Source organism: Amycolatopsis sp. NPDC058986 (genome assembly GCF_042741125.1).
Taxonomy (GTDB): Bacteria; Actinomycetota; Actinomycetes; order Mycobacteriales; family Pseudonocardiaceae; genus Amycolatopsis.
Window position 1 is genome coordinate 65841 of sequence record NZ_JBHYJW010000006.1, and the last position, 22293, is coordinate 88133.

The 22293-nt window shown below is 70.5% G+C and carries 22 protein-coding genes; 13 read left to right on the forward strand and 9 right to left on the reverse strand.

The features are described from left to right. Positions 1-154: 154 nt before the first annotated feature. Complete coding sequence (locus ACFW0G_RS07840) at positions 155-1036, reverse strand: LysR family transcriptional regulator (RefSeq protein ID WP_378324077.1); 882 nt, start codon at positions 1034-1036, stop codon at positions 155-157. Between the two features lie 114 nt (positions 1037-1150). On the opposite strand from ACFW0G_RS07840, the gene ACFW0G_RS07845 reads away from it, so the two are divergent. Continuing rightward, complete coding sequence (locus ACFW0G_RS07845; RefSeq protein WP_378324079.1) at positions 1151-2371, forward strand: MFS transporter; 1221 nt, start codon at positions 1151-1153, stop codon at positions 2369-2371. A gap of 25 nt (positions 2372-2396) precedes the next feature. Here the strand turns inward: ACFW0G_RS07845 and ACFW0G_RS07850 are convergent, their stop codons facing one another. Then, positions 2397-3278 (reverse strand): MurR/RpiR family transcriptional regulator, encoded by an 882-nt coding sequence (locus tag ACFW0G_RS07850; RefSeq protein WP_378324081.1) that lies wholly within the window; start codon positions 3276-3278, stop codon positions 2397-2399. A gap of 125 nt (positions 3279-3403) precedes the next feature. Between ACFW0G_RS07850 and ACFW0G_RS07855 the strand changes: the two genes are divergently transcribed. From ACFW0G_RS07855 to ACFW0G_RS07865, 3 genes are read left to right on the forward strand one after another with little or no spacing between them, the layout of a single operon-like run. Continuing rightward, on the forward strand, positions 3404-4795 hold the full coding sequence (locus tag ACFW0G_RS07855; RefSeq protein ID WP_378324082.1) for an MFS transporter: 1392 nt from the start codon (positions 3404-3406) through the stop codon (positions 4793-4795). A gap of 34 nt (positions 4796-4829) precedes the next feature. Next, positions 4830-6053 (forward strand): amidohydrolase family protein, encoded by a 1224-nt coding sequence (locus ACFW0G_RS07860; RefSeq protein WP_378324083.1) that lies wholly within the window; start codon positions 4830-4832, stop codon positions 6051-6053. Between the two features lie 9 nt (positions 6054-6062). After that, positions 6063-7085 (forward strand): alpha/beta fold hydrolase, encoded by a 1023-nt coding sequence (locus ACFW0G_RS07865; RefSeq protein WP_378324084.1) that lies wholly within the window; start codon positions 6063-6065, stop codon positions 7083-7085. A gap of 18 nt (positions 7086-7103) precedes the next feature. Here ACFW0G_RS07865 and ACFW0G_RS07870 read toward each other — a convergent pair whose 3' ends face one another. Further along, positions 7104-7784: a FadR/GntR family transcriptional regulator gene (locus ACFW0G_RS07870; protein WP_378324085.1), complete on the reverse strand. Its 681-nt coding sequence runs from the start codon at positions 7782-7784 to the stop codon at positions 7104-7106. Between the two features lie 85 nt (positions 7785-7869). On the opposite strand from ACFW0G_RS07870, the gene ACFW0G_RS07875 reads away from it, so the two are divergent. Together ACFW0G_RS07875 and ACFW0G_RS07880 are read left to right on the forward strand one after the other, a co-directional pair. Beyond that, on the forward strand, positions 7870-9285 hold the full coding sequence (locus ACFW0G_RS07875) for a sialate:H+ symport family MFS transporter (protein WP_378324086.1): 1416 nt from the start codon (positions 7870-7872) through the stop codon (positions 9283-9285). A gap of 27 nt (positions 9286-9312) precedes the next feature. Next, a complete protein-coding gene (locus ACFW0G_RS07880) occupies positions 9313-10248 on the forward strand; it encodes a dihydrodipicolinate synthase family protein (protein WP_378324087.1) in 936 nt (311 codons plus the stop codon). 238 nt (positions 10249-10486) lie between these two features. On the opposite strand, the gene ACFW0G_RS07885 is transcribed toward ACFW0G_RS07880, so the two are convergent. Then, positions 10487-11881 carry a hypothetical protein gene (locus ACFW0G_RS07885; protein WP_378324088.1) on the reverse strand — a complete coding sequence of 465 codons (1395 nt, stop codon included), beginning with the start codon at positions 11879-11881 and terminating at the stop codon, positions 10487-10489. A gap of 35 nt (positions 11882-11916) precedes the next feature. Here ACFW0G_RS07885 and ACFW0G_RS07890 point away from each other — a divergent pair, with 35 nt between their 5' ends. Continuing rightward, complete coding sequence (locus ACFW0G_RS07890) at positions 11917-12522, forward strand: MarR family transcriptional regulator (RefSeq protein ID WP_378324089.1); 606 nt, start codon at positions 11917-11919, stop codon at positions 12520-12522. 158 nt (positions 12523-12680) lie between these two features. Here the strand turns inward: ACFW0G_RS07890 and ACFW0G_RS07895 are convergent, their stop codons facing one another. Beyond that, complete coding sequence (locus ACFW0G_RS07895; RefSeq protein WP_378324090.1) at positions 12681-13265, reverse strand: D-alanyl-D-alanine carboxypeptidase family protein; 585 nt, start codon at positions 13263-13265, stop codon at positions 12681-12683. Positions 13266-13450: 185 nt separating this feature from the next. Here ACFW0G_RS07895 and ACFW0G_RS07900 point away from each other — a divergent pair, with 185 nt between their 5' ends. Together ACFW0G_RS07900 and ACFW0G_RS07905 are read left to right on the forward strand one after the other, a co-directional pair. Continuing rightward, positions 13451-14374: a hypothetical protein gene (locus ACFW0G_RS07900; RefSeq protein ID WP_378324091.1), complete on the forward strand. Its 924-nt coding sequence runs from the start codon at positions 13451-13453 to the stop codon at positions 14372-14374. A 297-nt stretch (positions 14375-14671) separates the two neighbouring features. Further along, on the forward strand, positions 14672-15499 hold the full coding sequence (locus tag ACFW0G_RS07905) for a peptidoglycan-binding protein (protein ID WP_378324092.1): 828 nt from the start codon (positions 14672-14674) through the stop codon (positions 15497-15499). Between the two features lie 51 nt (positions 15500-15550). On the opposite strand, the gene ACFW0G_RS07910 is transcribed toward ACFW0G_RS07905, so the two are convergent. From ACFW0G_RS07910 to ACFW0G_RS07925, 4 genes are all read right to left on the reverse strand, one after another. Next, entirely contained in the window at positions 15551-16876 is a 1326-nt protein-coding gene (locus tag ACFW0G_RS07910) for a serine/threonine-protein kinase (RefSeq protein WP_378324093.1), read from the reverse strand. A gap of 104 nt (positions 16877-16980) precedes the next feature. Next, entirely contained in the window at positions 16981-17415 is a 435-nt protein-coding gene (locus ACFW0G_RS07915) for a MarR family winged helix-turn-helix transcriptional regulator (RefSeq protein ID WP_378324094.1), read from the reverse strand. Next, complete coding sequence (locus tag ACFW0G_RS07920; RefSeq protein ID WP_378324095.1) at positions 17412-18809, reverse strand: DHA2 family efflux MFS transporter permease subunit; 1398 nt, start codon at positions 18807-18809, stop codon at positions 17412-17414. The genes ACFW0G_RS07915 and ACFW0G_RS07920 overlap by 4 nt, the downstream gene beginning before the upstream one ends. Before the next feature lie 176 nt (positions 18810-18985). Beyond that, on the reverse strand, positions 18986-19429 hold the full coding sequence (locus ACFW0G_RS07925; protein ID WP_378324097.1) for a hypothetical protein: 444 nt from the start codon (positions 19427-19429) through the stop codon (positions 18986-18988). 219 nt (positions 19430-19648) lie between these two features. On the opposite strand from ACFW0G_RS07925, the gene ACFW0G_RS07930 reads away from it, so the two are divergent. From ACFW0G_RS07930 to ACFW0G_RS07945, 4 genes are all read left to right on the forward strand, one after another. Next, the gene (locus ACFW0G_RS07930; RefSeq protein WP_378324098.1) at positions 19649-20470 is read left to right on the forward strand and encodes an NBR1-Ig-like domain-containing protein; all 822 of its coding nucleotides are present in this window, start codon (positions 19649-19651) and stop codon (positions 20468-20470) included. 126 nt (positions 20471-20596) lie between these two features. Then, positions 20597-21286, forward strand: coding sequence for a DJ-1/PfpI family protein (locus tag ACFW0G_RS07935; RefSeq protein ID WP_378324099.1), 690 nt, complete (start codon positions 20597-20599; stop codon positions 21284-21286). Further along, positions 21283-21609 (forward strand): hypothetical protein, encoded by a 327-nt coding sequence (locus ACFW0G_RS07940; RefSeq protein ID WP_378324100.1) that lies wholly within the window; start codon positions 21283-21285, stop codon positions 21607-21609. Before ACFW0G_RS07935 ends, ACFW0G_RS07940 begins: the two co-directional genes overlap by 4 nt. Further along, positions 21606-22256 (forward strand): VC0807 family protein, encoded by a 651-nt coding sequence (locus ACFW0G_RS07945; RefSeq protein WP_378324101.1) that lies wholly within the window; start codon positions 21606-21608, stop codon positions 22254-22256. The genes ACFW0G_RS07940 and ACFW0G_RS07945 overlap by 4 nt, the downstream gene beginning before the upstream one ends. The last annotated feature ends 37 nt before the right edge of the window (positions 22257-22293 follow it).

Consider the following 22293-nt stretch of genomic DNA (forward strand, 5'->3'; position numbering starts at 1 on the left):
GAGGGCGGGCCCCATCGCCCGGGGTCCCGGTTTGATCATGGTCTCGCTCATGGCGGATACCGCTGACCAGCACAAACCGAGTTTGCAAGTCTGCGCCCCGGACGACTCTGGGGCCCTCGAGGAGCCCCCACGGACTTACCGCCCCACCCTAGGATCACCGGGACGCGGCGGCGAGGATGTCCTCCAGGGTGCGCACGGCCAGGATCGGCGGCCGCGTGTCGGCGGTGACGAAGCTGAGCGGCCAGTCGAGGCCGGGGGAGAGTGGGCGGACGGCGATGTCCTCGACGGGCGGGGAATCGGTTTCGGGCACGATCGCGACGCCGAGTCCGGCGTGGACGTACCGGGGAATGACGCGGATGTCGGCCACCTCCACGGCGACGCGGCGTGGGGAGCCGAGGTCGTCGTAGGCGCGGTCGGTGACGACGCGGTTGCCGAATCCCCTTGGCGTGTCGATGAAACGCTCGCCCGACAGATCGGCCAGCGTCACCGCGCGTTTCGCCGACATCGGATGCCGGGACGGCAGGAGCGCAACGAACGGCCGGTTCTCGAGCGGTAGTGCCCGGAGCCCGGCGAGATCGGCGCTGGGCAGCCCGACCAGCGCCGCGTCGAGCCTGCCCTGCCGGACATCGGCGGCGAGACCGGTCGAACCGGCCACGGAGACGGTGACGTGGATATCGACCAGCGGGTGCTTGCGGTGGAACGCGCCGAGCACGGCGGGCAGGTCCAGGCGCCCCATCGAGCTCAGCGTGCCGAACCGCAGGCTGCCTCGCAGACCCGCGGACGTCTGCTGGACCACGGCGCGGGCGCGTTCGAAAGCCTCCAGCGCGTTTTTCGCCTCGGGGAGGAACAGCGCGCCGTCGGAGGAGAGGGCGACCCGGCGGGTCGAGCGGTCGAACAGCTTGGTGCCGAGTTCGGTCTCCAGCGCGGTGATCGCGGCCGAAACCGTGGATTGGACGGTGAAGAGCCGTCGTGCCGCGCGCGTGAAGCTGAGCTCCTCGGCCACCGCGACGAAGTAGGCGAGCTGCCGGTTGTCCATGCGGCCCATCTTATCGGTACTGTCGATTACTGAGACAAAGATTGTTCGTTGGACTTGGTCAATCGAAGGGCGCAAGGTGGACGGCGAAAGGTTCGTACACCGGAAGGTCCCGTCATGGTCGACATCGCCACCCCTGCCCGCCCCGTTCGCGTGCGGCGGGTGAGTCATGGCTCGGGGTTCGTGGTCATCGCCGTCGCTTTCCTCACCGCGATGGCGTTCTCGACGTTGCCCACCCCGCTGTATGCGCTTTACCAGCGGCAGGACGGCTTCCCGACGTTCGTCGTCACGGTCGTCTTCGCGGCTTACGCGGTCGGTGTGATGGCGAGCCTTTACCTCGCCGGACACGTCAGCGACTGGCTCGGGCGGCGCCGCGTCATCCTCGCCGCGCTGCTGGCCGAAGCGCTGGCCGCGGCCTTGTTCCTCGTCTCGGGGGACGTGCCGGTCCTGATCGTCGCGCGCCTGATCAGCGGCGCCGGGGTCGGCACGATCACCGCGACGGCGACGGCGCATCTGTCGGAGCTGCGGACGATCGCGCGGCCCGAGGCCGATCTCGGCCGCTCCGGACTGGTCGCCACTGTCGTCAACGCCGGGGGACTGGCCGTCGGCCCGCTCGTCGGCGGCTTCTTCGCCCAGTTCGCCGATCGTCCGTTGAAGACGCCGTTCGTGGTCTTCCTGATCGTGCTGCTGCTCGAAGCCCTGGTGGTGAGCCTGGTCCCGGAGACGGTCGAGCGCCGCGAGGAGCGTCCCGCCTACCGCCCGCAACGGGTTTCGCTACCGGCGTCGGCGCGTCCGAAGTTCGTCGGCGCCGCGACCGGCGCATTCGCGGCGTTCGCGATTTCCGGGCTGTTCATGGCGCTCGCGCCGACGCTGCTCGCGACCGGCCTGCACCAGACCTCCCGGCTGCTCTCCGGGGTGGCGCCGTTCGCGATGCTCGGGTCGGCGGCGCTGGCACAGGTGGTGTTCGACCGGCTCGGAGCGCGCACTCAGCTGCGCCTGGGCTTCGGGTCGATGATGACGGGCCTTGTCGTGCTCTCGGTAGCGGTCTTCGCGGCTTCGCTGCCCCTGTTCCTCGTCAGCGCGGTCGTCGCCGGAGCGGGATTCGGCCTGGGGTTCCGGGCGTCGGTGGCCACGGTCGCGGCGCTGGCCGATCCGTCGTCGCGAGGGGAGACGCTCGCGGCGTTGTTCCTCGTCGCCTACGCCGGGCTCGTGCTGCCGATCCTGCTCGTCGGCGTGGCGCTGGTCTGGCTGCCGAGCGCCACGGCGCTGCTCGGCTTCTCCGTACTGGAACTGCTCCTGCTCGGCTGGGCGGCGCGCCGCACGCTCGGCACCTCCTGAGCGCGCCCGCCGTCCACAGTGGACACTACTTCCCGGTGGGGCGGCGGTGCAGCAGGTCGAACCGGGACCACATCGCCTCCGCGGCCTCGACGGATTCGCTCGTGCGGGCCGGGTCGACCGCGGCCAGCTGGGCGACGATGGCTTGGGCCAGCGCCATTCCCGCGGTCAGGGACGGGAAGAACGTCACCCCTTCGGCGGGCACCATGAGGACGTGTTCCGCGGCGTCCGCGAGCGCGGGACTCGCGGCGTCGGTGATGGCGAACACCCGCGCACCCCTGCTCTTGGCCTCGTTCGCGGCGCGGACCGTGCTTTCGTACAGGCGCCAGAAACTGATCGCGACCAGTGCGTCGGCGGCGGTGAGCTTCGCGACGACGTTGGCGAGTTCGGCGTTGCCCGCCGTCACCGCGTGGACGTCGTAGCCGGCGAGCCGCGCGTTGTGCGCGAACGCGATTCCGACGGCGGCATAGCTGCCGTCGGCGAGCACCACCGTGCGGCGCGCCCCGGCGAGCGCCTGGGCGACCTCACGGATCACCTTCTCGTCGAACCGCCGGTCGAGCAGGGCGAGACTGTCGAGGTCGCGGCGCAGGGAGGCCGAGCCCGGCGAGCCGGCGCCGCGGTGCTCCTCGGCGACCTGCGGCGCGCTGAGCGACGACAGGTAGCGCGCCCGCAGCTCCTGTTGCAGCGCGGGCCAGCCGGCGAAGCCCAGCGCCTGCGCCGTGCGGGTCACGGTCGCGACGTTGACCCCGGCGAGCTGCGCCAGTTCGGCCGTCGAACCGAACGACGCCCGCCTCGGCTGGGAGACGAGCATTTCGAGCACCGCGGCCGATTTCGGCCGGAGTCCCCGTTCGGGCAGCCGGTCCCGCAGCCACGCCTCGAAACCGTCGCCGGTCCTCGTCCGCGCCACCACGACGCACCTCCTTCGACCGCGTGACCGCAACGAACCACGATCCTCTGCAAAGAGCATTGCAGCTTTGCGGAAATGCAGTATACGTTGTCCGCAGTCTCGTTGCCCGGACACGGAAGGCGTTTTCCATGACGCTGCTGGCACGACTGGACCGGCTCCCGCTGAGCCGCCCCCACTACAAACTGCTGCTCATCGGCGGGCTGGGCTACACCTTCGACGGAATGGACTCCGCGATCGTCGCCTTCCTCCTTCCCAGCGCGAAGGCGGCTTGGCACCTCGACAACGGCCAGCTGGGGCTGATCGGTTCGGCCGCCCCGTTCGGCTTCCTCTTCGGCGCGATCGCCGCGGGCCTGCTCGGCGACCGCATCGGCCGCAAGAAGGTCATGATGTACGCGCTGGCCTTCTACACGGCGTTCACGGTCGTCGCGGCGTTTTCCCCGAACTACGAAGTGTTTCTCGGTGCCCGGGTACTGGCGGGTGCGGGCGGGGGCGCCGAAAGCGCGATCATCGCGCCGTTCCTGGCCGAGTTCGTCCCCGCCAGGCGGCGTGGATGGTTCGTGGGCGCGCTCGCCGGGTTCTTCTCCTTCGGCTTCGTCGCGGCGGCGCTGATCGGCCGGTTCGTCGTGCCGTCGGTGCCCGAAGGCTGGCGCGTCGCGCAGTTGATCACCGCGCTGCCGATCGTCCTGCTGCTGTGGTGGCGCCGGTCCCTGTCCGAGTCACCGCGTTTCCTGCTCGCGCAGGGACGGGACGCCGAGGCGGAACATGTTGTGTCCACTTTGGAACGTGCCGTCGAGAAGGCGACCGGGACCGCGCTGCCCCCGGTGCCCGCCGCCGACGCCCAGCCCGCGACGCGGACGCCGAAGGTCAACCTCCTCAGCGCGCTGAAGTTCCTGTGGAGCCCGGCGATGGCGCGCCGCACGGCGGTGATCTGGACCGTCTGGTTCGTGATCACGTTCTCCTACTACGGCTTCTTCTCGTGGATCCCGACGCTGCTGGTCGATCGCGGGATCACGGTGACCAAGAGCTTCGAGTTCTCCATCATCATCTACCTCGCCCAGGTGCCGGGGTACTTCTCCGCCGCCTGGCTGTCCGAACGGCTCGACCGCAAGCACACCATCGCGCTGTACCTGACCGGCTCGGCGGTGAGCGCTTTCTGGCTGAGCCGGACGAACGCGCCGTGGTCGATCACACTGGCCGGTGCGGTGCTGTCGTTCTTCCTCAACGGCACCTACGCCGGCGTGTACTCCTATACCCCCGAAGTGTTCCCGACCTGGATCCGCGCCAGTGGCACCGGCCTGTCCAGCGCGTTCGGCCGGTTCGGCAGCATCCTGGCGCCGACGATCATCGGCCTGTCCGCGGCGAGCCTCGGGTTCGCCGGTGTCTTCGGCCTCACCACGGCCGTGCTCGCCGCCGGGGTGGTGTGCGTGGTCGTGTTCGGCCTGGCCACCGCGGGCCGCTCGCTCGAAGAACTGACCGAACACGGTGCACCGGTGGCCACCGCGAAGGAGATGACGAAGTGACCGAACTGTCCACTGTGGAGGAAAAGGAGATCACGTGAACGGATCGTTGCTGCTGCGCAACGCCCGGCTGCTCGACCCGCTGACGGGGGAGTACACCGAGGGTGACCTGCGGTGCGCCGAGGGCCGCGTCGCCGAGGTGGGGCCCGGCCTCGCCGCGGCCGACGTCCGGACCGAGGACCTGCGGGGCGCGTTCGTGCTGCCGGGACTGATCGACGCGCACGTCCACGTCACCGCATCGACCGCGGATCTGCCCTCGCTGCCGTCGTGGTCACCGTCCTATGTGGCCGCACACAGCGCCCGCACGATGAGCGGGATGCTCGACCGCGGTTTCACCACGGTCCGGGACGCCTGCGGCGCCGACTACGGCCTCGCCGACGCCCAGGCGGAAGGGCTGTTCCGCGGTCCCCGGCTGTTGTTCTGCGGCCGCGCGCTGAGCCAGACCGGCGGGCACGGCGACGACCGTGGCCGCGGCACCCACGTCAAGGACGCCCACCCGTGCTGCGCCGGGCTCAGCCGGGTCGCCGACGGGGTGGACGCCGTCCGCGCGGCGGCCCGCGACGAACTGCGCAAGGGTGCGCACCACATCAAGATCATGGCCTCCGGCGGGGTGGCCTCGCCGACCGACCGCATCGATTCGATCCAGTACTCCGCAGGCGAAATCCGCGCGATCGTCGAGGAAGCCGAGGCGGCGAACCGCTACGTCGCCGCGCACGCGTACACCGCCCGCGCCGTCAACCGCGCGCTGGAACTCGGTGTCCGCTCGATCGAACACGGCAATCTCCTCGACGACCGCAGTGTCGAGCTGTTCGCCGAACACGACGCGTTCCTCGTGCCGACGCTCGTGACGTACTGGGCGCTGAAGGAGGAGGGCCGCGAACACGGGCTGCCGGAAGGCAGCTGGCGCAAGGTCGACGACGTCCTCGGCGCGGGCATGGCGGCGCTGGAACGGGCCGCGCGCGGCGGCGTGAAGCTGGTCTACGGCACCGATCTGCTCGGCGGGATGCACCGGCACCAGAACCACGAGTTCCGGCTGCGCGGGGAGGTGCAGTCGCCGTTGGAGGTCATCCGGTCCGCGACCTCGACCGCGGCCGAGCTGCTGAACCTGACGGGCAAGATCGGTACGCTGGTACCAGGAGCGCACGCCGATCTGCTGGTGCTCGACGAAGACCCGCTGGCCGACCTCGGCGTGCTGGCCGAACCGAAGCGCTTCCGCCACATCGTCCAGGGCGGCGTCCCGGTCGCCGGTGCCGCGGCCTGAGCAGGAAAGGTGGACTCGGTGCACGACTACGAGATCTTCGACCTCGGCGACTTCGTTCTGCAGCACGGCGCGACGCTGCGCGGCGCGCGGCTGGCGTACAAGACCTACGGCACGCTCGACGCGGACAAGAGCAACGCGATCGTCTACCCGACCTGGTATTCGGGCCGCCACTGGGACAACGAGTGGCTGATCGGCGAGGGCAGGGCGCTTGATCCGGCGCGGTACTTCGTCATCGTGCCGAACATGCTCGGCAACGGCCTGTCCAGTTCGCCGAGCAACACCCCGCCGCCGTACGACAGGGCGCGCTTTCCCAACGTCACCATGGCGGACAACGTCGAGGCCCAGCACCGGCTGGTGACCGAGCACTTCGGCATCCGGACGCTGCCGCTGGTGACCGGCTGGTCCATGGGCGCCGGGCAGACCTACCAGTGGGCGGTGTCGCATCCGGAGATGGTGCAGCGGATCGCGCCGTTCTGCGGCTCCTCGGTCACCAGTGAGCACAACAAGGTGTTCCTCGAAGGCGTCAAGGCCGCGCTCACCGCGGACGACGCCTTCCGCGGCGGGTGGTACGACCAGCCGCCGGTCAAAGGCCTGCGCGCGGCGGCGCGGGTGTACGCGGGCTGGGGCTTTTCCCAGGCGTTCTACTGGAACCAGGTCTACCGGGAGATGGGCTACAGCTCACTGGAGGACTTCCTGGTCGGCTTCTGGGAGGGGTTCTTCCTCGACGACCGCGACGCGAACAACCTGCTCACCATGCTGTGGACCTGGCAGAACGCCGACGTCGGCCGGACGCCGGGATTCGACGGCGACACGGTGGCCGCGCTGCGCTCGATCACCGCGAAGGCGATGGTGCTGCCCGCGGAGAAGGACCTCTACTTCCCGCCCGAGGACGAGGCGTGGGCGTGCCGGCACATCGCGAACGCCGAGCATCGCGTGATTCCCGGTGTCTGGGGCCATTTCGCCGGTGGCGGCAACAACCCGGTGGACATCGAGTTCATCGACGCCGCGCTCAAGGAACTGCTGGCTCGCTGAGCCGTCGGCGGCAGCGCGTCAGCCCTTGCGGGCCGCGATTCGTTCGCGGATCTCGTCGAAGTGGTGGTGCACGGCTTCGGTGATTTCGGCGCGCTTCCCGCCGCGGATCGCGTCGACGATCTTCTGGTGCTTGGCGACCAGTGCGTCCGAAGTGGACAGTGTCGGCCCGACCAGTGACTCGGCCTGCTGGTAGACCTCCCAGAACAACCGGACCAGCTCGAGTGCGAGGTCGTTGCCCGCGGCCGCGCAGATCAGCTCGTGGAACTCCCGGTCCGCGGCGGGGGCCGTGGCGGGCGTGCGCATCCGCTCGACGCGGTCCTGGAGCTCGTCGAGCAGCTTCGCCGGCGGGTTCTCCGCGACGCGCCGGGCCAGATCGGTCTCCAGGATCTGGCGGACCTCCATCAGGTCGTACAGTCCGCTGAGGTCGTCGCGGGAGCGGGCCTTGGTGCGGAACAGCAGGGACGGGATGAGCGCCGTCATGCTCGCGGTGCCGACGAAGGTGCCGTGGCCGCGCCGGATGTCGACGATGCCGAGCGCCTGGAGCGTGCGCACCGCCTCACGCACGGAGTTGCGGGCGGCGTCGAACTCCGCCATCAGCCTGTGCTCCGGGGGAAGGGGGTCCCCGGCTCCGAGCTCCTCGCGGTCGATCAGCGCGATGATCGACTCGACCAGCTCCTGGCTGCGCAGTGCTCGCACCATTGCCCCCTCCTCGGTCCGTGGGTTACGGTACCCATCCATCGTAAGACGTCCAACGTCCTACGTATACACGCGACCATCGAAGAAGGTGAGCGACGTGGAACTCTCGGGCGTGCCGTGGTACCGGCGGCTGGATCGCGGGCAGTGGAAGGCGTTCGGCGCGGCCTGGCTGGGCTACCTGCTCGACGGGTTCGACTTCGTGATCATCACGCTGGTGCTGACCGAGCTGGCGGGTTCGCTGCACCTGACGCTGGCGAGCGCGGCGAGCCTGGTCTCCGCGGCTTTCGTGTCACGCTGGTTCGGCGGCCTGCTGCTGGGCGCGATCGGCGACCGCTTCGGCCGCAGGCCCGCCATGATCCTCAGCATCCTGTGCTACGCCGTGGGTACCGCGCTGTGCGGTTTCGCCTGGAGCTACTGGTCGTTGTTCGTGTTCCGGGCGATCGTCGGCATCGGCATGGCGGGCGAGTACGGCTCCAGCACCACGTACGTCATGGAAAGCTGGCCCGCCGCCCTGCGCAACCGGGCCAGCGGGTTCCTCCTCGCGGCGTTCCCGGTCGGCAACGTCCTCGCCGCGCAGGCTTATGGGCTCATCGTGCCGAGCTTCGGCTGGCGATGGCTGTTCTGGCTCGGGATCGTCCCGGTCCTGCTCACCCTGTGGATCCGCCGGTCGCTGCCCGAGGCGGCCGACTGGACGCGTGAAGTGGCGAAGCGGCGCGTGCGCGAGACCAGCGCGTCGGTGCTGTTGTCCGGCCGGCGGGTCTGGGTCAACGCCGGGCTCGGTGTGGTGGTCGCGGTGTCCCTCGTGCTGATCTTCTCCGGCTCGGCCGGCGGGCTGTCCTGGTTGTGGATTGCCTTGTGCGTACTGGGTTTCGTGGTGTTCGCGGTGCAGCTGACCGGCCGGGGCTGGCCGACGGCGGTGGCGCTGATGGTCACCGTGTTCTGCGCGTTCCTGTTTTCGTGGCCGATCCAGTCGCTGCTGCCCACCTACCTCAAGACCGTGTCGCACTACGGGGCCGGCGAGGTGGCGGGTGCCCTGACCTGGGCAGGTCTCGGCTACGCGGTGGGCTGCTGCCTGGCCGGTCTCGCCGGTGACCGGTTCGGCACCCGGCGCACCTACGTCGTGGGCCTGCTGCTGTCGCTGGTGTTCGTCTTCCCCGTCTTCGCGCTCGGTCCCGGCAACTTCCTCCTGGTGTGCGTGCTGTTGTTCGCCCTGCAACTCACCGGCGCCGGGGTGGCCGGGCTGCTGCCGAAGTACATCGGCGACCACTTCCCGGTGCGGCTCCGGGCCGCCGGGCTCGGTTTCACCTACAACGTCGGGGCGCTCGGCGGCGCGGTCGCACCGGTGCTGGGCACCCAGATCGCCGCACATCTCGGACTCGGGACGGCGCTGGTCCTGCTCGCCACCGGACTCACCCTGCTCACCGCGTTGCTCGTCGGATTCGACGTCCCCGCAAGGCTTTCCCGGCGCGCACAGGACTCGTCCGCGCTCGTCCCCGTCGAATGACCCTGCCCGAGAAAGGTTTCTTCTGCCATGGCTGACTCCCTGCGGCTTCACGGCGTCGTCCCGCCGTTGGTCACCCCGCTCGGCCCGGACGGGGACGTGGACGCCGCGTCGCTGCGGAGGCTTGTCCGCTTCCAGTTGGCGGCCGGGGTGCACGGCGTGTTTCTCTGTGGTTCCTCCGGCGAGGTCGCGCTCCTCGACGCGGGGCAGCGGCACGTGGCCGTCGAGACGGCCGTGGACGAGGTCGCCGGGGCCGTTCCGGTTCTGGTCGGCGCAGTCGACAGCGGGACGAGGCAGGTCATCGGACACGTCAGGCAGGCGGAAACCCTGGGCGCCGACGCCGTCGTCGTCACCGCGCCGTACTACGTCCAGCCGCACCCGGACGAGATCGTCGCGCATTTCCACACGGTGCGGGACACGGCCGGAATTCCTTTGGTGGCCTACGACATCCCGTCCGCGGTCGGCGCGCGGCTGACTCCGGACATCGTGGAGCGGCTCGCGGAAACGGACACCGTCGTGGCGTTGAAGGACTCCAGCGGCGACCTCGCGACGTTCCGCGAGATCCTGCGCCGGCTTCCGGAACTGCCCGCGCTGACCGGATCCGAACTCTTCGCGGACACCGCGGTCCAACTGGGCGCGGCCGGAATCGTGCCAGGACTGGGCAACGTGGACCCGGAGGGCTACGTCCGGCTCTACGGAGCGGCGCGTGACGGGGATTTCGCGGCCGCGGCGGCCGAACAGGACCGGCTGGCCCGGCTGTTCACCATCACGACCGTCGCCGACCGGCGGCGGATCGGCCACACCGCGGGCGCCCTCGGCGCGTTCAAGGCGGCCGTGGCACTGCGTGGCGTCATCGCCGACGCGCGCACCAACCCGCCGCTCCTGCCGCTCAACGAGGCGGAAATCCGCGAAATCGCCGCTCTGCTCACCGAACTCGACCTTGGCCCGGTGCTTCAACCCCGGTAGTGTCCTTTGTGGATTGTTCCGCTGCGAAGGCTTCCTTCACGGCATTCGGTACGGCTCGGAGTGGGTGGCTGCAACGGGGTGCCTCTCGGACTCCTTCCGTCCACGCCGACGGCATCACCTGACGTCGCGAACGCTCCGTTGCCGACGATGAACGTCCCGAACGGAGCGTTCGCGACATCCAAGACCGCCACGCGACCCGCCCCTGTGGACTCCCGGTGCGGGAAGCCGTGGGGGCGGCTCACCACTCGGTCTGGCGTGGGGTCAGCGCGTCCTCGACGGCCGTCATCGCGGGGGCGTCCGGATTGTGGTGGGTGCGGACCATGTCGTCCGTCGTCGGGTACTGCTCGGGGCGACGGGGTGGCACGGTGGTGATCAGCAACGTCTTCGCGGGCTCCTTCTCGAAGAACCGGGTGATCGCCAAACCGTTGCTCACCACGGCTTTCGTGCCGATTTCCACGGCGAGTGCCTGTCCGGCGCCCGCTTGCCAGCCGTGTTCCCACATCGGGGCCGCGAGCACGGGAACGAGCAGATGGGTGACCCCGGCCGCGATGAGGTGCCGCTGCCGTTCCTGGCGTCCGACGTCTTCGCAGATCTGCACGGCGAACCGGCCCGACCGGGCTTCGAGCAGGGTGATGACGGGATCGTGAGAGATGTATTCGTCGCGTTTGACGCCGCCGAGGTCGATGCCGTACTCGGTCTGTTTCTCGGTGGTGAAACAGAAACCCGACAGCTTGTCCTGGGTGAGGAAGGGGTCGAGCCAGCCGCCGCGGTGCAGCAGCACGGCGCGGTTCGGCGGGCGGCCGCTGACGGGCATCGGCCCGGCGGCGCGCACCGGGCCGGTTCCCAGCAGGAGCCAGGTGAGCGCGCTGTCCTCCGGCTGTGGGGTCGCCCGGAGCAGCTCACGCCACTTTTCGAGCAGGCCGTCGTCGAGGCAGCCTTCGGGCAGGACCGCCAGCACGGCGCCGCTCTGGTCGAGGGCGGTCAGCGCCGCGCCCAGCCGTCCTTCGAGACGGGCCGCCTCGGGTGCGGCGGTGTAGAACGCGCCTCCCGGCTTGTCGATGGTGTCCCAGCGGACGTCGGCTCGCTCGGCCAGCAGAGGCAACTGGGCGACGGCCAGCGGCGGGGCAGGGGCGAGTTCGCGCTCTCCCGGCCGAACCGGCGCCTTGGGCAGGTCGTGAAGGGCGTGGACGTGGCAGACCTGAAGGTTCTCGCTCAGCTGGGACGGGATCCGCAGCAGGTGCAGGAAGCCGTCGATCGAGTCCGGATCCTCGCCGGGACGGTGCGCCGACGACCGCCGTGGCAGCAGTATCCCGCTGCTCCGGTCGTTGAGCCTGCCCGTCATCTCGAAGCGCACCTGGAGGTAGTCGAGCGCGCGGGCGTCGAGGCGAGCCGTCTCGCCGACCGCGCCGAGCAGAGCGAGGTCCAGGCCGAGCAGGATGCCGAACCGCTCCGGCTGGTCGAGGGCGGGGGAGGACAGCCAGTGCTCGGCCAGGACGCCGGTCCGGCCGACCTCGGCACAGACCGCGGCGGCGGTCTTCTGGACCTCCTCCAGCTCGGACCAGTCGCCGAGCAGATCCGCGGGGATGTGGCTCAGCCGGTCGTAGAGGTTGACGAACGCGTCAGCGGGATCCATACTTAACACTTCCTTGATTCACGGAGGTGGGCCTCATGCTCCCTACGGCGGAAGTCGCCGCGTCCGGCGCGGACCAAGCGGTCGACGACGGACGGGCGGGACTGCGGCGAGGCTTCGAGGTCTGGGCGGAGAAGCTCAAGGAGGAAACCGGCGAAGGGAAGGTGCTCGGTGAGCGCGCGGCTGTCGACCGATGGGCGGCCGCGGTGGGGAGATGGCTGGTCGACGCCGCTCTGCTCGCCGACATCTCCGGGCTGGAATCCGCCTTGCGTGCCTTCCGGTCCGCCGCGACGCGATTGCAGCCGAACGGTGCGACAGCGCGTCTTGAGGCGGTGATCCTGGGGCTGGCCGAAGTCGCCCAGTCCGGTCTCGACCGGGCGGAGCAGGCGGCACTCGCCGACACGCTGGACCCACGTTCCTGGGCGGCCAGAATGCTCGTGCTCGCGTATCGGGAACCGCACATCACCAGTGCCGCCATCCGCGACAGGCTGGACGTGCACGACGCGCAGATCAGCCGCAGTGGCAAAGCACTCCTCGAACGCGGGCTCGTCGTCAAGACCCGGCACGGCCGGTCGAAAGGCTGGTACGCCACCCCGCGCGGCGAGGCGATTGCCGCTCGGCTGGCGGAACGCGAAAGCGACTGACCATTTCCGCTCGACGTCGTTGCCCGGCAGATCGCCGGTTCGGTGCCCGCATCCGGAATCCACGCGCCCTCCCACTACCTCAGCGATAGTCGCCGGGAGTGGCGCGATGGTTACGCCTTTCGCGCTATCGGCCTAACGGCGGGCTCGGTGCGCGGGGTTCAGGAACCGGTGGCGCTGGGCAACAGCGGCGGGCAGCCCGCGGTGACGTAGCCGGGGTCGTATTCGAAATGCCAGGTTTCGTTCTCGTACCGGCGGCACCAGCCCAGCGCCCGCCCGTTCCGTTCCACCCAGGTGGACGCGGCGATCGGCTGGATATCCACCGCGATTCCCTTGACGTGATTGGATTTTTCCGGCGGAAGAACGTATTTGGCCGCCAGTTCCCGCGTGCCGAACCGCTGGACCGCGTCGTCGAACTCGTGCTGCTGCTGAGCCAGGCTGCGTTTGCCGTCCATCAGGCACAACGTGGTCCCCTGGCTGCTCGCGGCGGCTCGCAGGCGGTTGAACGCTTCGCCGACCTCGGGCCGTAACCCGGTCGGGGGTTCGTCGGCGTACCGCTTGTCCAGCGGGCACACCGTGCCGCCGTCCGGCCCGGGGATTCCCTCCCACAAGGGCGTGGCCTGCCCCGGCAGCGTCGTCGAACTCCACGGCGCGGCGCCGCTGATGCCGAAGACGACCAGCGCCGCGAGCACCAGCGCGATGGCGAGTTCGGCCAGCGCGAGGATCGACCGCCCGCTTGTGGTCACGATGACACTTCCCCCATTCGGATGACACGCTTTCCCGGTAGACGTGCGGTCCCGGGGAAGGTTGCGCGCCGGGAGCTTGATCACGATCGCGACCGCCGGTCCGGTAGTGGGTAATTCGGCCGTGGGTGACCGTCCGCCGATGCGGAATTCTCGACGCGCAACGCCGGTGCGGGAAGGAGTCGGGCATGACCACTGGTGCCTACCGGGTGCTGCCGTCCGAGGTCGGGGCGGTGGCGAAGACGGTCGAAGGAATCGGGGTGTCGCTGCTTTCGGCGACACGTGACCTGGAGTCGCTCGTGCTCGACGCGCTGTCGTTCGCCGGGATCGGCAGTGCCGTCGCGGCGGGGAACTCCGCGATGCACTCGCAGCTGGGGGCCGCGCTGGGCCGGTTCCTTCACCTCGTCGAGGAGGTGAACGGCAACGTCAAGGTGGCCGCCAAGGCGTATGCCGACACGGACGGCGCGGTGGCCGAAGGCTACGGCGGCAGGCGGGAGACGCCACACAGCGGTGGTGCCGCGGCACCGGCCGCGGTGGCCGCGCCGGGGCAGCTGGACCCGCGGGTCGTCGACTCGATCATGCGGTCCGAGGGCGCGACCGGGGAACAGGGCGGTGTGCCCGAGGCGTACGGCTTCCGGCAGAGCATGCACAACGGCTACGACCGGATCATGGCCGCCCGCCGGGAGCACGGCATCGGCAGCGCGGAGGAACGCGCCGTCGTGACCGAGCTGATGACGGCCAACGCCCGCCGGGCCGGGGCGCTGAACTTCACCGATCCCGGGACCCAGGCCGCGATCATGTCCGGCGCGCACATGCGCGGGGCCGGCGGGGTGCGCGCGATCCTGAACCACATGGCGGGCGCGGACGTCGTGCGCAGCGCGCGGGCCCTCGACGCCGGAACCGCCGGCTACGTGCAGGGGCTCACCCCCGAACAGTTCCAGCAGCAGTTCCACGACGCCCGCATCGAGTACGACCGGCAGGTCTACGGCGACACGACCACCCGGCAGGGCGGGCACACGCAGAACTGGTGGGACCGGTACGGGAACGGCCTCGTCCGCCGTTACGACCGCGAACAGGACGAGTTCCTCGGCTTGTCCCGGCCGGGGGACTGAGCCGATGACCGTGCGGCTCGATGTCCTTTGTGGATGGTGCGGGAGCCGGTGCCGGGCCCGGCGGGACTGGAAGACCAGCGTGCGGCGGGTCAGGAGGTCCGCGTCCCTCTGGCCGGCGCACCCGGCCGAGGCCAGGATCTCCTCCGTGCCCGTCGCGCCGGCCTTGGACAACTTCCTGCGATAGGCGGTCCGGGCCCCGGACTCACGCGGACGGGTGGCGGTGCGCCGTTTGTACGTCCTTTGTATCCCGTGGCGTGATCCTCTGCGCTATCCGATCCGGGAGAGTGGAGGACAGGGATGCTCACCAAGGCCGCCGTGCTGACGGCGCTCACCGCCGCGGCGCTCGCCGTGGCCGTACCGGTGCAGGCCGGCGCGGCCACCGCGGCGCTGCCCTCGGCGAACATGGAGGCCGTGCTCAAGGCGGCGCAGATCGACCCCCGCCGCGCCGACAGCACCCAGACCCCTGGCGCGCACGACAGCGTCCTGCTCGTGGAGCAGGCGTTGCAGGCGAAGGGGCTGCTGGAGGCGAAGTACGTCGACGGCTACTTCGGCACCACGACGATCACGGCGTACTCGAAGTACCAGAAGTCGTTGGGCTACACCGGGATCGACGCGTCGGGCCTGCCGGGCAAGACCTCGCTGGAGAAGCTGGGCGACGGCCGGTTCACGGTGTCGGGCGTGGTCTCGGCGGGCAGCCACGTGACCTACCACGGTGTCACGCTCAACACGCGTACCAAGGCAATGCTCGTGGAGGCCGAGAAGAAGCTGGGTTACCAGGTCAGCCTGACGCAGGGCTCGTACAACCCGGGCGGCGTGGACGCTTCGGCGGGCACGCACGACGGCGGCGGCGCGATGGACATCTCGGTGTCGGGCATGTCGACCGCGACCCGCACGACGGTGCTGAAGGCGCTGCGCCAGGTCGGGTTCGCGGCGTGGCTGCGCACCCCGGCACAGGGCTTCGCCTACCACATCCACGCGATGGCGATCTCCGACCCGGACCTCTCCTCGGGCGCCCAGCACCAGACCGGTGACTACTACCTGGGCATGAACGGGCTCGCCGGTCGTGGCGCGGACGACGGCCCGTCGGTTCCGAAGGTGACCTGGGAGGAGTACCAGCGCGGCTGACCCCGGCCGCCGGGACCCGGACGCACGTCCCCGCGTCCGGGTCCCGGCGTTTCATCGCAGGCTTCGGCGTACCGGCGGGAGCCAGACCATGACCGCCAGGGCGAGGGCGATCACCAGCGCGAGGAGATCCAGGGCGAGGCCGGGCAGCAGAGCCCGGCCGAGGTCCAGCCTCTCGTCCGGGATGAGCGAAAGCAGGCAGACGAACAGAAAGGTCAGCCCGCCGCAGACCGTGACAAGGCCCTGCCCGGCGCGTACCCGCGCGAGCAGCAGACCTCCGCCGACCAGCGCGGCCAGCCCGCCGAACACGATGCTGAGACGCCCGAGCAGGAGCGGCGGGTACGTGCTGAGTTCAGCCAGCAGATACACCTCGTGCACCAGCAGCGCGTCCGCGAGGAGGTACACGCCGAACACGAGCGACACCACGCCCACCAGGACAGCGGCCACGGAATCCGGCCTCGCTTGCTGAGGTACGCCCGGCGCCCATGGCTGCGGGTAGGACGCAGGGGTGCTCACGGTGGGCGCCGCGACCACCGTGGTGGCTCCCGCCGGGCTCGCCGCTTGTGCCAGCAGCGCGCTCGCCCGGTCCGCGGTCATCCGCTCGTGGGGTGTTTTCGCCAGCAGGCCGGAGATGACTTCGGCCAGCAGGCCGCGCGTCCTGGTCAGCGGCGGCGGGTCGTTGAGCACGGCGAACAGCGTCGCGGCGGTGTTGTCCCGGTGGAACGGCTCGCCGCCTTCGCTCGCGGCGAGCAGGGCCACGCCGAGCGACCACAGATCGGTGGCGGGGGTGGCCGCTTCACCCCTGATCCGTTCGGGTGCGAGATACGCGGGGGAGCCGATGACCGCTCCGGTCGCGGTGACCCGCTGGTCCATGCCGGACTGCGCGATCCCGAAGTCGGTCAGCTTCACCCGGCCGTCCGCGCTCACCATGATGTTGGCGGGCTTGACGTCGCGGTGCGCGATCCCGGCCGCGTGCGCCGCCACCAGCGCGTCGAGTACCTGCCCGCCGATCGCCGCCACCTGCTGCTCGGGCAGCGGGCCCGTGGCGATCAGGTCCTGCAGCGTCGGTGCCTCGATCAGCTCCATCACGACGAACGGCACGCCGTCCTCGACGATCACGTCGTGGACGGTCACGGCCGAAGGATGGTTCAGCGTTCCCGCGGCGCGTGCTTCGCGCAGGAGCCGGTCGGCCAGCGCGGTGTGCTCCGGTCCGGCGAGGCCCGGCGGCAGCAGCAGTTCCTTCAGCGCGACCTGCCTGCCGATGATCCTGTCCCGACCACGCCACACCACGCCCATCCCGCCGCGGCCCAGTTCCTCGACCAGCGTGTACCGGTCCGCGATCGTGCGCGAAACGGCCGAGGCTTCCCCCAGTTCCGTCACAGTTTTCTCCTTCGACCCGGTCGGCCGAGTCTAGGAAGACGATCATGACTATTCCGTGACATCGTGATGACAGCATCGTCCACAGTGGACGACTGTGCGCACCGTCACCGTCCGGGGCGCGCGCTCCCGGACGGAGCCGCCAGCTTGGCGAGGATGCGGTCCAGCTCGGCCTGTTCGGCGGGTTCGAGCGCGAGCAGCTCGGCGGGCGGTTCGTTGAGGATCCGCTCCGCGGTGGCGAAAACGGCCAGGCCCGCCTCGGTGATGGTCACGATCTTCCGGCGGCGGTCGGCGGGGGAGACGGCGCGCTCGACCAGCCCGCGCTCCTCCAGGTCGTCCACGATCAGGGTCGTGTACGGCTTGTCGGTGGACAGCCGCTCGGTGAGTTCGGTCATGGTCAGCGGGCCCCGCGCCACCTGACGCAGCGCCTTGATCCGGATGAAGCTCATGCCCAGTTCGGCGACGACCCGGGGCCGCCGGTCATGGGAGTCCAGCACGAGCGCGCGCATGCGTTGCCAGCTGCGTCTCGCGCTTGCGCTCATCGCGTGGTCACCGCGCTCCTGGGCTCGGGGTCGAGGGGTGCTGCCATGGTCGCGGACGCGGTACGCCGCGCCCATCGGCCGGTGGTGAGGATACCCAAGACGAGCACGACGGCCCCGCACCCGGCCATCACCCACCAGCCCGCCGCGCCCGCGCCGCCGAGCACGGCCACCCCGAGCGAGGTCCCGACCTGACGGCTCGTCGTGGCGACCGCGGCGGCGACACCCGCCTGTTCGCGAGGCATCCCGGACACCGCGGTGTTCGTGATCGGCGCGTTGAGCATGCCGAACCCGATCCCGAAGACCGCGTAGGCGAGGACGAGGACGGGAACCGGGGTGCCGGGCACGACGGTGGTCAGCAGGACCGCGCTCGCGGTGATGCCGACGCCCGCGACGGCCAGCGGCAGGCGCGGCCCCCTGGTGCCGACGATCCGCCCGGACACCGGCGCCAGCACCCCGGCCAGCACCGCCATCGGCAGGGTCAGCAGCCCGGCGTGCAGCGGGCTGAAGCCGCGGACCTGTTGCAGGTAAAGGGAATTGAGGAAGAGGAACCCGGCGAGCCCCATGAAGCCGCAGATCGCGATGACCGTGGCGCCGGAGAACGGCACGCTCCGGAAGAACCGCAGTTCCAGCAGCGGCTCGGTGCGCCGCCGCTCGTATCCGAGGATGCCGAGCAGGGCGAGCGCGGCCACGACGAAGCAGCCGACGATCCACGGCGAGGCCCAGCCGAGATGCGGGCCTTCGATGATGCCGAAGGTCAGGCTGCCCAGCAGCGCGATCACCAGCACCTGGCCGACGGGGTCGAGCCGCCTCGGCCGAGTGGCCTTCGATTCGGGGACGAACAGCGCGGTGAGCACGATCGCCGCGACGCCGATCGGCACGTTGATCAGGAAGACCGAGCGCCAGCCCGCGGCCGCGACGAGCGCGCCGCCCAGCACCGGCCCCAGCGCCATGCTCAGCCCGACCACCGCGCCCCACAGCCCGATCGCCTGCGCGCGTTCGCGGGGGATGGTGAAGGTGTTGGTGATGATCGACATGGCGACCGGGTTCATCATCGATCCGCCCACCGCCTGCGCGATCCGGAACACGATGAGCCAGCCGGTGCCCGGCGCGACGCTGCACAGCAGCGAGCCGAGCGTGAACAGCGCCAGCCCGGTCTGGAATGTGCGGCGCCTGCCAAGGCGGTCCCCGGTGGACCCGGCCAGCATCAGCAGACTGGCCAGCGTGATCGTGTAGGCGTCGATCGTCCACTGCAGACCCGTCACCGAGGAGCCGAGATCGCGCTGGATGTCCGGCAGGGCCAGCATCACGATCGTCGTGTCGAGCCCCACGATGAACAGCGACAGGCTGCAGATGCCCAGCACCAGGAACCGGCGGCCACGGCTCAGCTCGGTCATCTCGCTCCAGTTGGTTATACGACTACAACAGTGTTGACAGTATAACCAACTGGTCCGGTCGCGCCGGTGAGTTCGCTCACGTCCCACTGCGTCGTCCACAGTGGACAAATGCCGTGAAGGCCTCCTTACCGGCGCTCAGTGCCGGTAAGGAGGCCTTCACGGACCTGTGGGTGGCGTCAGATCGAGTAGTCCACGTTGGCCAGCAGCGCGTTGGGCCGCGCCTGCACCCGGACCTCGACGTTCGACGCGGTGTTCGACGGCCACTTGATCGTGCCGGACCCGGACTGTCCACAGCCGACGGACTGCCACTTGTCCGGGTTGCGGGCCTTGCCCATCCGCGCCTCCACACACGCGTACTGGTTCGTGCCCGACTGCACGTTCCAGGTCACCTTGACCTTCCCCTTCCAGCCGCTCGCGGGGCTGGTGTAGGAGCACTGCTTGGACACCGGGCCCCACTTCATCAGCGCGCCGGACGCGGTGCCCTGGCACATGCTGCTGGCGTTCAGTTCCGCGGCGGAGGCGGAGGTGGCGGTGAAACCGGCCGACAGGGCCGACATCGCCAGGGTCGCCGTCACGGCGGCGACGACGCGGCCGCGCTTCGTCGACTTCGTTTCGCTCATGTGGACACTCAGACTTTCTCGTTCGTGTGACTCGTGATCAATCGGCCGGACCGGGTGCCGGACGGCCGTGGGCGTCCCGCGTAGCCTGGCCACCCGGTCCGGCCGCCGGGAAACCCCCACGGCTTGGCCGGAGCCGGGGGCCCGCGGTTGCCGAGGCCAGAATCGCCCGGTGGAAGCGCTGTCCGGTAGGCCCGGACGGAAGTTCGGACAAGGGGAGACGTGGCGGACGAGGTGGTTCCCGGTTCCTGCCGAGAGCGGCAGGAGGCGATCGCGCAGTTCGCGGCGGAGTTACGCGAGTTGCGGTCCGGCGCGGGCGATCCGTCGTTCCGGAAGATGGCCGAGGCGTCCGACTTCGTCTCCCGGACGACGTTGCACGAGGCGGCGCAGGGCGTCCGGATGCCGTCGTGGGAGACGACACGGGAATTCGTCCGGGTCTGCGGTGGCGACGAGGCCGAGTGGAAGGCGCGCTGGCAACGCGTCAAGGACCGCCCGGAAACCGGCGAGCCACCGACCCCGGAGTCCCCGGCACCGGCGCGGCGGAGCTGGTCGACCCGCGCCGTGGTGCTGCTGGCGAGCGTGGCCGGCCTGCTGTGTGCCGCGCTCACGGCCGCGGTCGTCGTCGCGATCACGCCGTCCGTTCCGACCGCGCCGGAACAGCAGCAGGACTCGCCGGGGCCGCTGGTTCCCGGCGACGTCAGCCGATTCGTCGTCGACGTGAACTACCCGGACGGTTCGACCGTCCGGACCGGCGAGAAGTTCACCAAGGTGTGGGAGATCGAGAACGCCGGGACCGTGGCCTGGCACGACCGCTACCTGCAGCGCCGGGAACTGCCGGTCGACCCGGGGGACTGCGTGACCCCGGAACGCACGCCGGTCGGGGACGTGCTGCCCAACGAGCGCGTGAAGATCATGATCCAGGTCACCGCGCCGCCGGTGCCCAAGCAGTGCACCGTGAGCTTCAAGATGGTCGACGGCTCCGGGAAGTCGTTCTTCCCGACCTCCCGGCCGGTGTACCTGTCGGTGAACGTCGTCGGCTCCTGATCCCGCCGACGGCGAGAATCCGTTGGTATCAGGCAGTTTTGCCACCCGTGCCGGGTGTGCGAGATCCCTACGCTCGCAGGTGGAGCGCGCGAATTCGCCGCTCTGTCCCAAAAGTAAGGGGAACCGGTGTACGCACAAGTCGTCTTGTTCGACGGATTCGACCCGCTGGACGTGATCGCGCCGTTCGAGGTGCTGGTCGCGGGCGGAATGGCCACCGGCGGTGAGCTGACGGTGGAGCTGGTGTCGGCCGAAGGGCCGCGTGACGTCGTCGGCGGCGCGGGCGGGCTGAGCCTGCGCGCCACCGCGGCACTGGACCCGGACCGGGCCGGCATCGTGCTCGTGCCCGGTGCGTCGGGCCCGCTCGAAGACCCCGACGACACGGGTGTCGACACCATCCCCGTCCTGCTGGCGCGGACGCTGGAGACCGAGCTGCCCGGGCTGCTGGGCCGCGCACTGCGGGATCCGGCCGTCCTCGTCGCGACGGTGTGCGGCGGTTCGCTCGTGCTGGGCATGGCGGGGCTCATCGAGGGACGCCACGCCGTCACCCACCACCTGGCCATGGACGCGCTCGCCGCCACCGGCGCGCACGTGGTCGACGCCCGGGTCGTCGACGACGGCGACCTGGTCAGCGCCGGCGGCGTGACCTCCGGCCTCGACCTGGGGCTGTACCTGCTGGAGCGCGAACTCGGCCCCCGTGTCGCCCGGTCGGTGGAGCAGCTGTTCGCCTACGAACGCCGTGGCACGGTCTGGCGTGGCGAAGGGCTCGAACCCCGGACCACGTTCGACGCCGTGGCGACTCCGGCGGGTGCGGCATGAACGTGACCGGAAGGTGGCAGCTCGACATCCGCACGCCGATCGGACGGCAGACCGGGACGCTCGAACTCACCGAGACCGAAAGCGGCCTGGCCGGGATGGCGCGCGGCGAGACCGGCGACGTCGCCTTGCGCGACCTCGCGCTCGACGGCGACCGGCTGACCTGGGCCCAGTCGATCACCCGCCCGATGAAACTCGATTTGCGGTTCGACGTCCTCGTCACCGGCGACGCGCTGTCCGGGACGGCCAAGGCCGGGCGGCTGCCCGCGTCGAAGGTGACCGGCACCCGGATCTCCGCCCATCCGGAAAGCGCCAGCGGCACATGACCTTCCGGTCACTGTTGCGGGTACTGGGCGAGGCCGTCGTGCTGCCCTTGGCCACGTTCGCGATCCTGAGCGCGGTGGGAGTGCCGGAGGTCTGGGCGCTGGTCGGCTCGGCCACGACGTCGATCCTGATCGTGGCCGGCCGCTACCGCCGGACCGGCACCGGCTCCACGCTCGGGCTGATCATGCTGGCCCGGTTCGCGGCGGGCGTCGTCGTCGCGCTCGGCACCGGGGACGCGACGCTCACCCTCGCCAAGGACCCGGCGTTCACCGCGCTGGTCGCCTGCGGAGCACTCGGCACCCTGTTCGCGGGCCTGCCGCTGACCGCGCGCATCCGCCGGGAACTGGCCGCCGACCCCGCGGCCTTCGACAGGCTGTGGCGCGCCCGCCCCGGCTATCGCCGCGTCCATCGGCGACTGACCGTGCTGTGGGTGGCGGGGCTCCTGCTGGAGTCCGCGGCCGGGTTCGTCATCGTGTACACAGTGGACTTCACCGGCGCGGTCGTGCTCACCCGCCTGCTCGGCCCGCTGGTGCTGATCGTCCTGAGCGCCTGGACCGCCTACCGCGACGCCCGGGGCCTCCTCGCCGGAGGGTCGGCGGGCCCGGCGCCGCGTCCGTCCACATCGGACCCGCTGCCGGGACACGGCTGACGCACCCTGCGACGGTGCCGCGGAACGGGTCCGCTAT

What these genes read in the sequence shown, in the direction of transcription:
- ACFW0G_RS07845 (WP_378324079.1), top strand. Translation starts at nt 1,151, where the DNA reads ATGGTCGACATCGCCACCCCTGCCCGCCCCGTTCGCGTGCGGCGGGTG.
- ACFW0G_RS07915 (WP_378324094.1), bottom strand. Translation starts at nt 17,415, where the DNA reads ATGAGCGCAAGCGCGAGACGCAGCTGGCAACGCATGCGCGCGCTCGTG.
- ACFW0G_RS07900 (WP_378324091.1), top strand. Translation starts at nt 13,451, where the DNA reads ATGACCACTGGTGCCTACCGGGTGCTGCCGTCCGAGGTCGGGGCGGTG.
- ACFW0G_RS07840 (WP_378324077.1), bottom strand. Translation starts at nt 1,036, where the DNA reads ATGGACAACCGGCAGCTCGCCTACTTCGTCGCGGTGGCCGAGGAGCTC.
- ACFW0G_RS07920 (WP_378324095.1), bottom strand. Translation starts at nt 18,809, where the DNA reads ATGACCGAGCTGAGCCGTGGCCGCCGGTTCCTGGTGCTGGGCATCTGC.
- ACFW0G_RS07870 (WP_378324085.1), bottom strand. Translation starts at nt 7,784, where the DNA reads ATGGTGCGAGCACTGCGCAGCCAGGAGCTGGTCGAGTCGATCATCGCG.
- ACFW0G_RS07905 (WP_378324092.1), top strand. Translation starts at nt 14,672, where the DNA reads ATGCTCACCAAGGCCGCCGTGCTGACGGCGCTCACCGCCGCGGCGCTC.
- ACFW0G_RS07945 (WP_378324101.1), top strand. Translation starts at nt 21,606, where the DNA reads ATGACCTTCCGGTCACTGTTGCGGGTACTGGGCGAGGCCGTCGTGCTG.
- ACFW0G_RS07925 (WP_378324097.1), bottom strand. Translation starts at nt 19,429, where the DNA reads ATGAGCGAAACGAAGTCGACGAAGCGCGGCCGCGTCGTCGCCGCCGTG.
- ACFW0G_RS07885 (WP_378324088.1), bottom strand. Translation starts at nt 11,881, where the DNA reads ATGGATCCCGCTGACGCGTTCGTCAACCTCTACGACCGGCTGAGCCAC.
- ACFW0G_RS07890 (WP_378324089.1), top strand. Translation starts at nt 11,917, where the DNA reads ATGCTCCCTACGGCGGAAGTCGCCGCGTCCGGCGCGGACCAAGCGGTC.
- ACFW0G_RS07855 (WP_378324082.1), top strand. Translation starts at nt 3,404, where the DNA reads ATGACGCTGCTGGCACGACTGGACCGGCTCCCGCTGAGCCGCCCCCAC.
- ACFW0G_RS07880 (WP_378324087.1), top strand. Translation starts at nt 9,313, where the DNA reads ATGGCTGACTCCCTGCGGCTTCACGGCGTCGTCCCGCCGTTGGTCACC.
- ACFW0G_RS07940 (WP_378324100.1), top strand. Translation starts at nt 21,283, where the DNA reads ATGAACGTGACCGGAAGGTGGCAGCTCGACATCCGCACGCCGATCGGA.